This window comes from Streptococcus mitis SK1080, assembly GCF_000220085.1.
GTDB lineage: Bacteria > Bacillota > Bacilli > Lactobacillales > Streptococcaceae > Streptococcus > Streptococcus mitis_K.
In genome coordinates this window covers 36467-49455 of record NZ_AFQV01000021.1, presented here as the reverse complement: position 1 = coordinate 49455, position 12989 = coordinate 36467, and the positions used below count along the sequence as shown (strand labels likewise).

Annotated in this window: 13 protein-coding genes and 1 pseudogene; 5 read left to right on the top strand and 9 right to left on the bottom strand. The window is 40.8% G+C overall.

Features of this window, described 5'->3' with window-relative positions; genetic code table 11:
* Positions 1-248 precede the first annotated feature (248 nt).
* Together HMPREF9957_RS08695 and HMPREF9957_RS08690 are read left to right on the top strand one after the other, a co-directional pair.
* Positions 249-1457, top strand: a complete 1209-nt coding sequence (locus HMPREF9957_RS08695; protein WP_001106643.1) for an ATP-binding protein — start codon at positions 249-251, stop codon at positions 1455-1457.
* A 386-nt stretch (positions 1458-1843) separates the two neighbouring features.
* A pseudogene (locus tag HMPREF9957_RS08690) lies at positions 1844-2236 on the top strand (tyrosine-type recombinase/integrase); the annotation flags it as partial.
* A 106-nt stretch (positions 2237-2342) separates the two neighbouring features.
* Here the strand turns inward: HMPREF9957_RS08690 and rpsI are convergent.
* The 4 genes from rpsI to HMPREF9957_RS08670 form a co-directional block, all read right to left on the bottom strand.
* On the bottom strand, positions 2343-2735 hold the full coding sequence (rpsI, locus tag HMPREF9957_RS08685) for a 30S ribosomal protein S9 (RefSeq protein WP_000075964.1): 393 nt from the start codon (positions 2733-2735) through the stop codon (positions 2343-2345).
* 18 nt (positions 2736-2753) lie between these two features.
* Positions 2754-3200, bottom strand: coding sequence for a 50S ribosomal protein L13 (gene rplM, locus HMPREF9957_RS08680; protein WP_001044624.1), 447 nt, complete (start codon positions 3198-3200; stop codon positions 2754-2756).
* A 438-nt stretch (positions 3201-3638) separates the two neighbouring features.
* Positions 3639-4853: a pyridoxal phosphate-dependent aminotransferase gene (locus tag HMPREF9957_RS08675; protein ID WP_000666462.1), complete on the bottom strand. Its 1215-nt coding sequence runs from the start codon at positions 4851-4853 to the stop codon at positions 3639-3641.
* A gap of 156 nt (positions 4854-5009) precedes the next feature.
* The gene (locus HMPREF9957_RS08670) at positions 5010-5312 is read right to left on the bottom strand and encodes a hypothetical protein (protein ID WP_004242501.1); all 303 of its coding nucleotides are present in this window, start codon (positions 5310-5312) and stop codon (positions 5010-5012) included.
* Positions 5313-5473: 161 nt separating this feature from the next.
* On the opposite strand from HMPREF9957_RS08670, the gene HMPREF9957_RS08665 reads away from it, so the two are divergent.
* Positions 5474-5926 (top strand): universal stress protein, encoded by a 453-nt coding sequence (locus HMPREF9957_RS08665; protein ID WP_000079146.1) that lies wholly within the window; start codon positions 5474-5476, stop codon positions 5924-5926.
* A 35-nt stretch (positions 5927-5961) separates the two neighbouring features.
* Here the strand turns inward: HMPREF9957_RS08665 and HMPREF9957_RS08660 are convergent, their stop codons facing one another.
* On the bottom strand, positions 5962-7350 hold the full coding sequence (locus tag HMPREF9957_RS08660; protein ID WP_000452110.1) for a Cof-type HAD-IIB family hydrolase: 1389 nt from the start codon (positions 7348-7350) through the stop codon (positions 5962-5964).
* Between the two features lie 65 nt (positions 7351-7415).
* On the opposite strand from HMPREF9957_RS08660, the gene HMPREF9957_RS08655 reads away from it, so the two are divergent.
* Positions 7416-8378 (top strand): asparaginase, encoded by a 963-nt coding sequence (locus HMPREF9957_RS08655; RefSeq protein ID WP_001124764.1) that lies wholly within the window; start codon positions 7416-7418, stop codon positions 8376-8378.
* 167 nt (positions 8379-8545) lie between these two features.
* On the opposite strand, the gene ccpA is transcribed toward HMPREF9957_RS08655, so the two are convergent.
* Complete coding sequence (gene ccpA / locus HMPREF9957_RS08650) at positions 8546-9556, bottom strand: catabolite control protein A (RefSeq protein WP_001090638.1); 1011 nt, start codon at positions 9554-9556, stop codon at positions 8546-8548.
* A gap of 240 nt (positions 9557-9796) precedes the next feature.
* Between ccpA and HMPREF9957_RS08645 the strand changes: the two genes are divergently transcribed.
* Positions 9797-10114 carry a DUF960 domain-containing protein gene (locus HMPREF9957_RS08645; protein ID WP_000886037.1) on the top strand — a complete coding sequence of 106 codons (318 nt, stop codon included), beginning with the start codon at positions 9797-9799 and terminating at the stop codon, positions 10112-10114.
* A gap of 45 nt (positions 10115-10159) precedes the next feature.
* Here the strand turns inward: HMPREF9957_RS08645 and folK are convergent, their stop codons facing one another.
* The 3 genes from folK to HMPREF9957_RS08630 form a co-directional block, all read right to left on the bottom strand.
* Positions 10160-10972, bottom strand: coding sequence for a 2-amino-4-hydroxy-6-hydroxymethyldihydropteridine diphosphokinase (gene folK / locus HMPREF9957_RS08640; protein ID WP_000372494.1), 813 nt, complete (start codon positions 10970-10972; stop codon positions 10160-10162).
* 158 nt (positions 10973-11130) lie between these two features.
* Positions 11131-11685, bottom strand: coding sequence for a GTP cyclohydrolase I FolE (gene folE, locus HMPREF9957_RS08635; RefSeq protein WP_000380921.1), 555 nt, complete (start codon positions 11683-11685; stop codon positions 11131-11133).
* Positions 11666-12988, bottom strand: coding sequence for a bifunctional folylpolyglutamate synthase/dihydrofolate synthase (locus tag HMPREF9957_RS08630; RefSeq protein WP_000657462.1), 1323 nt, complete (start codon positions 12986-12988; stop codon positions 11666-11668). Before HMPREF9957_RS08630 ends, folE begins: the two co-directional genes overlap by 20 nt.
* Position 12989: the final 1 nt, after the last annotated feature.

The window sequence follows — 12989 nt, the reverse complement described above, 5'->3', positions numbered from 1 at the left end:
CATGTAACTCAACAATTTGTTCTACCATGAGTTTTTCATTTCACTAATTTCTTAAATGCTTCTAAATGACTTGTTAACACAAATGATGCAACATCAACAAATACAATTTCTTTTTCTATCCTGAAGATATTTAAATAGTTCCAGATATTATTTCTAAACACTTAGAAATATTCAAATAAATTAAGCATTATTTCTAAATATTTGAAAATAATTACTATTTGTATTATACTATCTTTGAGGTAACTATTATGAACTATATTAAAAGACCATATTATTTAGATTTTTTAAGAAGACATCGTGACCGTCAAATCATTAAGGTTGTGAGTGGAGTTAGACGAGCTGGTAAATCTGTTCTCTTTCAACTCTATAAAGAAGAGTTACTAGCAACTGGGGTAGACGAGGATCAGATTATATCCATCAATTTTGAAGATCTGAGTTACTATGACCTACGACATTTTCAAACATTATTTACTTATATAAAAGAGCAGTTAGTTGGGGAGAAAACATACTATATCTTTTTAGATGAAATTCAACATGTTGAAAAATTTGAACTGGTAGCAGATAGTCTATTCATCTTAGCAAATGTAGACCTCTATTTAACTGGTTCTAACGCCTACTTTATGAGCAGCCAATTAGCTACAAATTTGACTGGGCGGTATGTTGAGATAGAGGTTCTTCCTTTGTCATTTGAAGAATATCTATCAGGTCAATCTCTCACAGAGAATCTGAATACAACAGAAATTTTTAACAATTATCTCTTTAGTGCTTTCCCTTACTTATTGCAAACATCATCTTACGCTGAAAAAATTGACTATCTCAGAGGAATATATAACTCCATACTGTTAAATGATATTGTCACTAGATTGGGAAATCCAAATCCTACTATTATTGAGCGCATTGTCCGAGCCCTTCTCAGTAGTACAGGTAGCTTGATATCAACAAATAAGATTCGCAATACCCTAGTCAGCCAAAATGTTTCAATCTCCCATAATACTTTAGAAAATTATTTGACGACTTTGACAGACAGTTTACTTTTTTATTCCGTTCCACGTTTTGATGTAAAAGGTCGAGCATTATTACAACGCTTAGAAAAATATTATCCCGTTGATTTAGGTTTACGACATCTCTTATTACCAGACCACAAAGAAGACATTGGGCATATCTTGGAAAATATTGTATATTTGGAATTGAGACGTAGATATTCCCAAGTATATGTTGGTAATTTAGATAAATATGAGGTTGATTTTGTTGTTGTAACTGATCTTGGTCACTACGCTTATTATCAGGTCAGTGAAACAACACTTGCTCCAGAAACACTAGAAAGAGAACTTAGACCACTAGAAGCCATTAAAGATCAATTCCCCAAATATCTATTAACAATGGATACGATTCAGCCAACAGCCAATTACAATGGAATTGAGAAGAAAAATATCATAGATTGGTTACTAGAAAAATAGATAAATATAAATCATACAGCTAACTAGATTTGTAACAGTCTGTTATCAATGATTCTACCCACCCCTAACAAGATATAGTGAATTTAGAACACATTATCTAATACAGACACTTGAAAATAAAAATTGGGGATGTAATGGGATCTATAACTTCTGGAAGTACTATCAAAAATTAATATCATAGTCTTATTAGAGAATAGCATCACCCACTTTCTCAAATAAGATTAAATTGTAACTGAATTATAATGAAAAAGAGAGTGAGCAATCAGTCTTTAAAATCAGAAAAGCGCATAGTATCAGGTATTGAATGAACAACCTTGATAATATGCGTTTTATTATGGAAATATTTGCTTCATTTTTTCCTGAATAGAGCTTTTGCTATCCTATTTTTCTCTATTTCTAATGATTTACTTCAACTTCTTATCTCTTGGGAAAAACAACAAAGATATGAACTAGTAAAGTTTGTCATCATCAGTAATCCATAACAATTTGTTTTTACATATATCGACACAAAAGGAAACACCAACAAGCCTTTACATGCTGACTATCTGAACAATAAAATGAAAAGCATTAGAAAGCGACATAAAGAGCTGACACACGCTACACCTCACAAATTACGCCATACAGGCGCAACTCTAGCTAAACAAGCAGGAACTTCACTTGAAGCTATTTCTGAAGCTCTAACCCATAGTGATACTATTACAACTAAGACTTATGTCAACACTTCAAATGTCATTCCAATGGCTGTTGGTGAATTTGCTTTAAAGTCTCTAAAACAATAAGGTAAAAATAAGGTAAACTTTGAGGTAAGCTTTTCAAAAAAATACGAAAAAAGCACCCATAAGGTAAACTTTTGAGTGCTTTGAAACGTTGATATGATCGTATTGATTAACGTTTACTAAATTGTGATGCTTTACGAGCTTTCTTAAGACCTGGTTTCTTACGTTCAACTTTACGTGAGTCACGTGTAAGAAGTCCTGCGCGTTTCAATGAATCGCGGAAGTCTGGGTCTACTTGAAGAAGGGCACGAGCGATACCGTGACGGATAGCTCCTGATTGACCAGCGTATCCACCACCTACAACGTTAACGAAAACGTCGTATGAACCTGCAGTTGAAGTAACTGCGAATGGTTGGTTGATGACAAGACGAAGGTCAGCGTGTGGGATGTACTCTTCAACATCTTTTTTGTTAACAGTGATTTTACCAGTTCCTGGAACAAGGCGAACGCGTGCAACAGCGTTTTTACGACGTCCAGTACCTGCATATTGTGCTTGTGACATACTTTATTGTTCCTTTCCTTAGATAAGTCCTGAAATGTCAAGAACTTCTGGTTGTTGTGCAGCGTGAGTGTGCTCAGCTCCAACAAATACTTTCAACTTCATACCTTGAGCGCGTCCAAGAGTATTGTGTGGAAGCATACCTTTAACTGATTTCTCGATCAAACGTACTGCATTTTTAGAACGAAGTTCACCTGCAGAGATTTGTTTCAATCCACCTGGGTGGTTTGAGTGAGTGTAGTAGATTTTATCAGTTGCTTTTTTACCAGTCAATTTAACTTTTTCAGCATTGATAACAATCACAAAGTCACCTGTATCAGTGTGTGGTGTAAATGTTGGTTTGTTTTTTCCGCGAAGTACGCTAGCAACTACTGCAGAAAGACGTCCAAGTGGTACATCAGTTGCGTCAACTACGTACCATTTACGTTCAACTTGGCCTGGTTTAGCCATAAATGTTGTTTTGTTCATGATTTCTCCTATATATAGTTCGATTTTTGTTTACGGTGATGGGTGTTCCTTCCCATCGAAAAGTATTTGGAAGGTTCCGGGGCCTTTCAAATGGGGTAAACAATACCGCCTACTATCATACCAAATTTCACCCCTAAAAGTCAATAGATATGAAAAATATTTTTCTAAACTGTAACTTCTCAAAGTAACTTCCACCTCTCTCCCAAAACTGGAAGTTACTCTAAGACGACTCTGTTTTAAGGCCATTTGTCGTGCACTTTTTTCTGAGTCTTTTCTCTTTTGAACCCTTATATATCAAGAAAAAGAAAACCAGTGGAAGTTAGTCTAAGACGGATTTCCACTGATTTCACGCGTTTTTCTCACACTAAAAGCTAGGTTGTGAGAAACTGGAAGTTAGTTTGGGAATTTACCCTCAAAGCGCTTTTTCTGATGTAAGCCCTATCTACGATACTGTTTCAAGAAACGAGTCATCTTTTCTTGGATTTGGGCTAGTTCATCAACACGAGGAAGGTAAACGATACGGAAATGGTCTGGTTCCTGCCAGTTAAAGCCTCGACCATGAACCAAGAGAACCTTTTCCTGCTTCAAGAAATTAAGGACAAACTGCTCATCATCATCGATACGGTACATATTGCGGTCGATTTTAGGGAAGATATAGAGTCCAGCCTTGGGTTTAACCGCAGACAAACCTGGAATCTCTTGAATGGCATTGTAGATGAAATTTCTTTGCTCGTAAATTCGTCCACCAGGAAGGAGCAATTCATCGACTGATTGGTGACCACCCAAGGAAGTTTGTACGACTTGTTGGGCCAAAACGTTAGAGCAAAGGCGCATATTGGATAGCATATTGAGCCCTTCTATATAGCCTTTAACATGTGTCTTAGGACCAGACAAGACCATCCAACCCACACGGAAACCAGCGATACGATGGGATTTTGACAGACCATTCATGCTAACACAGAAGACATCTGGTGCCAAGCTCGCCACAGGCGTATGCACATGTCCATCCATGACCATGCGGTCGTAGATTTCATCCGCAAAGATAATCAAATCGTTTTGACGGGCAATCTCAATAATCTCCAACAAGAGTTCCTTAGGATAAAGGGCTCCAGTTGGATTATTTGGATTGATAAGGACGATTGCCTTGGTATTGGAAGTGATTTTTGACTTGATATCGTCAATATCTGGGTACCATTCTGCAGCTTCATCACAGATATAGTGAACGGCATTTCCTCCAGCTAGACTGACAGCGGCCGTCCATAGAGGATAATCTGGCATTGGGACTAAGACCTCGTCTCCATTGTCCAAAAGTCCCTGCATAGACATGACAATCAGCTCACTGACACCATTTCCAAGGTAAATATCATCAATATCCACGTTTGGGAATTTCTTCAGCTGGCAATACTGCATGATAGCCTTACGGGCTGAGAAAATCCCTTTGGAGTCAGAGTAACCTTCACTATCACGCGCATTCATAATCAAGTCATGAATGACCTCGTCTGGCGCTGTAAAACCAAATTCTGCCGGATTTCCTGTATTCAGACGTAAAATCTTTTCTCCGTTTGCTCGCATCCGCATGGCTTCTTCCAAAACAGGACCACGGATATCATAAGCAACATGCTCTAACTTACTAGACTTGTTATATTCTTTCATCTTGTTTCCTCAATTCATCGAGATAGTAACATTATACCACTAGAAAGAGAATGCGACAAGTTTACTGAAATGTGTTACTAGGTGCGGATAGAAGAAAAACCTCGCTAAAAGCGAGGTCAAGACAAGTAAGATAGCAGGTGTTTTGCGAAAGTCACATCACATACCAAAAGATAAACCTAGAAAAAGCAAGCCTAAAAAGGAGTCATAAAGAAGATTGAACATGAGGAAAAGTCCCCATATCATCAAGTAATCCCAACGCCCACTTCGTTTTGCAACTAGGAATAAGATTAGATGGTAGAGTAGGTGAAAGACTAAAAATCCGATAAACCCTGGATAAAGAAACGGTACCAGACTCTCTAATTGCCAGATCATGACAACTTCTACCAAGACTGACACTAGGATAATTCCATAATAAAGGAAATTTGAATTTTTTGTTTCTTGAAAAGAGTTTTTCATCATTCTCCCTCCCTTCACTTCTTTCCTGCTATCCTTTCTTTTATTTTATCATATATTTATATAGATTTTAATCGCTAACATTCTTTTAAAAAATACTTTTTTTACTTTACTTCTATAGTGAAAAGGTTTACAATGATAGTAAGAAAATTTCAGGAGGTTTCATTATGGCACAACGTTACCAAAATATCATGGTCGCAATCGATGGTTCTAAGGAAGCAGACTTGGCTTTTATCAAGGGAGTTCATTCTGCTCTACGAAACGACGCTAAACTCACCATCGCCCATGTCATTGACACACGCGCTCTCCAAAGCGTATCCACCTTTGATGCTGAAGTTTACGAACAACTCCAAGTCGACGCTGAAAGTCTGATGAAAGAGTACGAAAAACGTGCTAAAGATGCTGGGGTGACAAATGTCCATATCGTCATTGAAATGGGAAATCCAAAGACCCTACTGGCACGTACTATTCCAGATGCTGAGGAAGTGGACCTCATCCTCGTTGGCGCAACTGGTCTCAACGCCTTTGAACGCCTCTTGGTCGGCTCTTCATCTGAATACATTCTCCGCCATGCTAAGGTCGATTTGCTGGTGGTGAGAGAACAAGAAAAAACCTTATAGTCACGAAGAAAAAGGAGCTCAGCGCTCCTTTTTCTTTACTGTTTATTTCTCTCTTTATGGCGTTCATAAGCCTTGAGCTGGCGCTGCAGTTCCTTTTTAATAGCAGGTTCTGGAGCATATTTTTCTTCCCAATTATCTGGTTTTAAGATTTTATGGGTCACTGGATCAAAATGAGCCTTTCCATCAGGGAAAATTTTCCCCATATTTGCCTGGTGGACAATGTCAAAAATACGTTCTGGGTCCACCCCCATCAAGACAAAACTACCGTAGGTGAAGTAAAGCGTGTCAATCAAGGCATCCACTTGCCCTATCAAATCTTGCTGGGCAGGTGTCTTCTGAGCTACTTTATCTGCCGCCTTATCAAGAGCTTGATGAAGTTGCGATAGAGCTTGACCAAAGTCCTCTTCAGAAGGACTTGCAGCTCGAACAAACTCCACCAATTCTTCTATTTTAAAACCAGCCCTGTGGGTTGCACCTTCTAAATCCCAAGCTCGAGGTTCTTCTTGGGTTCGTTCATCCATCATGTGGTGGAAGGTCTTGACCTTATTGAAATGATAGTCACGGCTGACAAAGACTTTTTCCGAAGCCAGAACACCAAAATGTTCCAAAGCCTTGTGAATTCCGTCTTGCTGATTGCTGGTTGTAATGTGCTTGGCAACTTCCTTAACACTGCTACTACCATTTCCCATAGCGACCGACATACCGACACCCGCCAGCATTTCAAGATCGTTATCCGAGTCACCAAAGGCCATCACTTGATTAAGGTCAAAGCCATATTCTTTTCCAACTCGGCGAATGCCTTCTAATTTAGAGTTTCCTTGATTGATGACATCCGCTGCAAAAGGATTGCTACGTGTCAATTTCAAGTCTTCAAAATCAGCTGCCGCCTTCTCAGATTCTTCTGGCGTCATCAGCATCAAAACTTGGTAGATAGGCTGATTCATCAGATGAAGCAGGTCTTCTTCCTTTTGGGGAACCACCTTGCTGACCATGCGATTAAAAGACTGACTCACTGTTCGGGTTAAAACAGAGGGAACGAAGCGACTGATTCGTTGGGAAAAAGAACCCAGACCAAAGGACATGATTTTGGAACCCAGCATGGCATCCTTGGTCCCTAGGGCAATCTCCTTGCCCTCTTTTTTAGCATAGCTAATTAGATGGCGCAAATGCAACTTGGAAATAGGGCTCGTGAACAAGACTTTGTCTTTAGTAAAGATATACTGGCCATTATAGGTTACCGCAAAGTCCAAATCCAAATCGTCCATCAATTCCTTAACAAAAAAAGGTCCTCGACCTGTCGCTACGCCGACAAGTACCCCTTGTTCTTTGACAATCTTAATCGCGTCCTTAGTGGATTTCAAAACACTCTTGCGATCGTTGACCAAGGTTCCATCGATATCAAAAAAAACCGCTTTGACTTCCATCCTATCCCAATCTCCCCTTTTGTGATACAATGATTATACCACATTTCAGAAAGAGTGAGTAAATCATGCCTAAGAAAATCCTTGTTTTACATACAGGTGGGACTATTTCCATGCAGGCCGATGCTTCTGGCGCTGTTGTGACGAGTTCAGATAATCCCATGAATCATGTGTCCAACCCACTTGAAGGAATCCAAGTCCACGCCTTAGATTTTTTTAATCTGCCAAGTCCCCATATCAAACCCAAGCATATGCTGGCCCTCTACCAGAAAATTAAAGAGGAAGCTGCTAACTACGATGGAGTGGTGATCACACACGGGACCGATACTTTAGAGGAAACAGCCTATTTTCTTGATACCATGGAAGTCCCCCATATGCCCATCGTTCTAACAGGAGCCATGCGTAGTTCCAATGAACTCGGCAGTGACGGTGTTTATAACTATCTGAGTGCTTTACGGGTGGCTAGCGATGACAAGGCTGCTGACAAAGGAGTTTTGGTTGTTATGAACGATGAAATCCATGCTGCCAAGTATGTTACCAAAACACATACGACCAACGTCAGCACCTTCCAGACTCCAACACACGGTCCACTTGGTCTCATCATGAAACAGGAAATCCTCTACTTTAAGACAGCTGAACCTCGTGTCCGCTTTGACCTTGATCACATACAAGGATTAGTCCCTATCATCTCTGCTTATGCTGGTATGACAGATGAGCTGATTGATATGCTGGATTTGGAACAATTGGACGGTTTGATTATCCAAGCCTTCGGAGCTGGTAATATTCCCAAAGAAACGGCTCAAAAATTAGAAAGCCTTCTGCAAAAAGGAATCCCAGTCGCTCTGGTATCACGATGCTTTAACGGTATCGCAGAACCTGTCTATGCCTACCAGGGTGGGGGCGTACAGTTGCAAAAAGCAGGTGTCTTCTTTGTTAAAGAACTCAACGCCCAAAAAGCCCGCTTGAAACTCCTCATTGCCCTCAATGCCGGACTAAAAGGACAGGCTTTGAAAGACTATATGGAAGGCTAATACTCTTCGAAAATCTCTTCAAACCGCGTCAGCTTCCATCTGCAACCTCAAAACAGTGCTTTGGGCAACCTGCGGCTAGCTTCCTAGTTTGCTCTTTGATTTTCATTGAGTATAACTCCTTCTCTAAAAAGCAAAATCAGGAAATCTTCACGATTCCCTGATTTTTTCTATTTACGTTTTCGTGTTGAACGACGTTCTGTCAAACCATGAGGTAAGAGAACTTCACGTTCTTCCAACTCTTCCTTGTGCATAATCTTAGTCAACATACGCATACTAATGGCACCAAGGTCATAAAGAGGTTGGGCAATCGTTGTCAAGTTTGGACGGGTAAAGCGTGAGATTTGTGAATCATCACTAGTAATGATTTCAAAATCTTCTGGCACAGAAACACCCTTATCAGCCAAACCGTTCAAGACTCCTGCTGCCAACTCATCACCTGTCACAACTGCTGCAGTTGCATTTGATGAAATCAAACGCTCTGCTAAGGCGTAACCATCATCATAGCTATACTTAGATTCAAATACCAAACCCTCACTATAAGCGATTCCTGCTTTTTTCAAGGCTTCCTTGTAGCCAACTAAACGAACCTTACCATTGATGTCATCCACTAGCGGACCGCTAACGAAAGCAATACGCTCATTTTCTTTAGCAAGGTAACTCACTGCATCAATCGTTGCTTGCTTATAGTCAATATTGACACTTGGCAACTGGTGCTCAACATCGACAGTTCCTGCGAGAACAATCGGAGTACGTGAACGCGAAAATTCTGAGCGAATTTTATCTGTCAAGTGATAACCCATAAAGATAATGCCATCTACCTGCTTTGAAAAGAGGGTATTGACAACAGAAACTTCTTTCTCGTTATCTTCATCGCTATTGGCAAGGACAATATTGTACTTGTACATTTCAGCGATATCATCAATCCCTTTAGCAAGTGTTGAGAAATAGCCATTGGTAATATTGGGGATTACAACACCGACAGTGGTTGTCTTTTTACTTGCAAGACCACGCGCCACGGCATTTGGACGGTAATCCAAACGATCAATCACCTCGAGTACTTTTTTACGAGTATTCTCTTTTACATTCTTATTGCCATTGACTACACGGCTAACCGTCGCCATTGAAACTCCTGCTTCACGGGCGACATCATAAATCGTTACTGTATCGTCTGTATTCATTTCATTTCATTTCCTTTCTATATCATACCTCACGAGACTCTAAAAAGAGACGGTATGAAAATTTCGTTTTCATGATTCTACTTATTCCATTTTATCACTATTTGTAAACACTTTCAAGCTTTTTTTGAAGATTCTTTGAAAAAATTTCATAGAAAACTATGTTTATGAAGAAAAAATCACCTTTTCTTGATTTTTAATCCTATTTGCTGTATGATAAGGGAAAAGAAAGGGGGAAGAAATATGGCTTTTACCAATACCCAGATGCGGTCTGCTAGTTTTGGCATTGTTACCAGCTTGCCTGATGACGTTATTGACTCTTTTTGGTATATCATCGACCACTTCTTAAAAAATGTCTTTGAATTGGAAGAAGAACTCGAGTTTCAATTGCTTAATAACCAAGGAAAAATTACCTTCCACTTCTCAAGTCAGCACCTCCCTACAGCCATTGATTTTGACTTTAACCACCCTTTCGACCCTCTTTATCCCCCGAGAGTTCTGGTTTTAGATATGGATGGTAGAGAGACTATCCTCCTCCCAGAAGAAAATGACCTATTTTAAAAACTCTAGCCTTCAGTTACAAACGACTGAAAACTAGAGTTTTTTCTATTGTTTCAAAGCATTATACAAGTTGCGGATCGGTTGCTTTAATATCGGATGGATAAAATGAGGCGCAATTTCCTGTAAGGACTCAAGGACAAAAAGGCGTTCCGCTATGTAAGGATGAGGCAAGATAAGGTCATCTGTATAAAGGATCTGGTCCTCCACAAAGAGCAAGTCCAAATCAATCAAACGAGGTCCCCAATGCACTTCTCTCACCCGTCCCATCTCTGACTCAATGGCTAACAAGGTCTCTAACAAGACTGGTGCTGGTAGCCAGGTTTCCACCTCAACCACTTGATTAGCAAAGCTATCCTGCTCCACTCCACCCCAAGGCTCCGTCGCTAAGACACTGGACTCTTTGAGAATATGGATGCCACGATCTCGCAGTTTGTCAATGGCTCGCTCCAAGTTTGCTTGCTTATCTCCCATGTTGCTTCCCAGAGCTATAAAGGCCCGTTGTTTACGGCGATGAATGGTTACCGAGCATGTATCTAGTGGCAAATGCACTGGCGCCCAAGGCTTTTTCAGTTCCAGCTTTATTTCTTGGACAAGAGGATAGGCCTCAAAGGTACGTTCTACCAGTTTGTAGGTTACCGTTTCAATCAAGTCCTCAGTTGTTTCCTGAAACCATGTCGTCCACTGCTGACACAGTTCTCCGTAATGGACAGAGGCCGTTAAATCCAAGTCTGTAGCCGCCTTGGTCATATCATAGGATAGGATTGCGGAAATAACAAACTTCTGCCCCAATTCTTTCTCACTCGGGAAAAGACCATGATAGGCAAAAATTTCCAAATCCTTAATCTGCAGTTGATCCATAACTAGTCCTTTCTAGAAAAATCCGCCCAAAGCGGATTCTTTTTATACTCAATGAAAATCAAAGTGCAAACTAGAAAGCTAGCCGCAGGCTGCTCAAAACACTGTTTTGATGTTGCAGATGGAAGCTGACGTGGTTTGAATTTGATTTTTGAAGAGTATTATAGTCCCATTAAACGATAAGCCTGATCTCGGAGGTCCTTATCTGTTTCAAATAGACCACGAGCTACTGTCGTCAAGGTTGCAGTGCCTGGTTTTCTAACACCACGCATGCTCATACACATATGTTCCGCCTCAATGACAACAAAGGCTCCTTTAGCACCTAGATAGTCCATCAAGGCATCGGCCACTTCGATATTCAAACGTTCTTGAATTTGTGGCTTTTTCGAATAAACTTCAACCGTACGAGCTAGCTTAGACAAACCTGCCACACGGCCATCTGGAATATAGGCAATATGCGCTCTACCATAAAATGGCAAGAAGTGGTGTTCACACATGGTATGGAAAAAAATATCCTTTTCTACCACCATATTATCGTCAATAATCTCAAAGGATTTTGACAAATGTTCCTCCGCTGTTTGACCAAGACCTGAAAAAATCTCTTGGTACATACGAGCGACACGAGCAGGTGTTTCCTGCAAGCCCTCGCGATTAACGTCCTCTCCGACAGCCTCGATAATCATTTTTACAGCTGCTTCAATCTTTTGTGTATCCATTTTCGTTCTTCCTCTCCATCAGATAGGCTCTCACTTGGCTCAAGAAATACAAGGAACCCGTGACAATCCTAACTGTTTGTTTCTCTTCTTTTTTATCTGTCAATTTCTGCTCTAGAAAATCCTGCCAACCTTGGTAGCTGAGATTTCTAGAATTAGCCGCCTCTTCCAGCACGCTTTCATCAGTCGCCCGACTATCGTCAAAATGTGTCAAAGTAAGCTCGGTATCTGGCATTGTCCCCAGCAAGTCCAACATATCCTCCAAGGCCTTGGTTTTGATACAGGTAAAGAGGATTTCCTTATGATAATCCGCAAAGCGTTCTTGCAAGGTTGCCAATAAGGCCTTGATAGCATGGGGATTGTGGGCCCCATCCAAAATCATCAGGGGGTCTCTCGACACAACTTCCAAACGCCCTGGCCATCTTGTTTCTTCCAAGGCTTGGACAATCAAGTCATTGCTTGCTAGCTCTCGACCATCTTCTTGACAAAAAGTATCAAGTAAAGCTATGGCCATCCCAGCATTCTCTATCTGGTGCAAACCAAGCAAACCAGTCTGGAAGCGACCTTGTCTGACAACACTTGTATAGTCAAAGACTTCGCCTGTAACCACACTCTCTTGATGACAAACTTGATAATCTTTCCCATAGGCAATTCTCGGCGCATCTTTCCCTTCCGCAATGCGGTCAATCACAGCCAAAGCTTCTGGAGCGATACGACCTGTCACCAAAGGAATACCTTGTTTGATAATACCAGCTTTCTGCTCTGCTATGGCTTCCAAGGTGTCACCAAGTAGGGCCACATGATCCAATCCAATAGTTGTAATTCCTGTCAAAATAGGCTGGCAGACATTGGTACTATCCAAGAGTCCACCCATGCCCACTTCCATGATGGCCACATCTACTTGCTCTGAGGCAAAGTAGTCATAGGCCAGGGCTGTGATAATCTCAAACTCGGTTGTGCCCTGTAAATTAGCGGCCGCTTCTCCCTCCAGCAAAGACTGATAGTCTGCCATGAGGGCTTCTAGCCTAGCCTCTGGAATGGATTCCCCATTGATGCTAATCTGGTCTGTGTAATGAATGAGATAGGGCGAGCTAAACACGCCAACTCTCAGCCCTAGCTTTTCTAGCATCTTTTTCAAAAAAGTAATGGTCGAACCCTTGCCGTTAGTTCCTCCGATATGGATGACCTTGAGTTTGAGATGGGGATTGCCACGCAAAGCTAACAGTTCCACCATTCGTTCCAAGCCAAAATGCGGTTGATCCGTCCGGTAGTTAGCAATCCACTGATTGTTTTCAAATTCTTTCATC

Coding starts and splice junctions, on each gene's coding strand:
- HMPREF9957_RS08695 (WP_001106643.1), top strand. CDS start 249: ATGAACTATATTAAAAGACCATATTATTTAGATTTTTTAAGAAGACAT.
- rpsI (WP_000075964.1), bottom strand. CDS start 2,735: ATGTCACAAGCACAATATGCAGGTACTGGACGTCGTAAAAACGCTGTT.
- rplM (WP_001044624.1), bottom strand. CDS start 3,200: ATGAACAAAACAACATTTATGGCTAAACCAGGCCAAGTTGAACGTAAA.
- HMPREF9957_RS08675 (WP_000666462.1), bottom strand. CDS start 4,853: ATGAAAGAATATAACAAGTCTAGTAAGTTAGAGCATGTTGCTTATGAT.
- HMPREF9957_RS08670 (WP_004242501.1), bottom strand. CDS start 5,312: ATGATGAAAAACTCTTTTCAAGAAACAAAAAATTCAAATTTCCTTTAT.
- HMPREF9957_RS08665 (WP_000079146.1), top strand. CDS start 5,474: ATGGCACAACGTTACCAAAATATCATGGTCGCAATCGATGGTTCTAAG.
- HMPREF9957_RS08660 (WP_000452110.1), bottom strand. CDS start 7,350: ATGGAAGTCAAAGCGGTTTTTTTTGATATCGATGGAACCTTGGTCAAC.
- HMPREF9957_RS08655 (WP_001124764.1), top strand. CDS start 7,416: ATGCCTAAGAAAATCCTTGTTTTACATACAGGTGGGACTATTTCCATG.
- ccpA (WP_001090638.1), bottom strand. CDS start 9,556: ATGAATACAGACGATACAGTAACGATTTATGATGTCGCCCGTGAAGCA.
- HMPREF9957_RS08645 (WP_000886037.1), top strand. CDS start 9,797: ATGGCTTTTACCAATACCCAGATGCGGTCTGCTAGTTTTGGCATTGTT.
- folK (WP_000372494.1), bottom strand. CDS start 10,972: ATGGATCAACTGCAGATTAAGGATTTGGAAATTTTTGCCTATCATGGT.
- folE (WP_000380921.1), bottom strand. CDS start 11,685: ATGGATACACAAAAGATTGAAGCAGCTGTAAAAATGATTATCGAGGCT.
- HMPREF9957_RS08630 (WP_000657462.1), bottom strand. CDS start 12,988: ATGAAAGAATTTGAAAACAATCAGTGGATTGCTAACTACCGGACGGAT.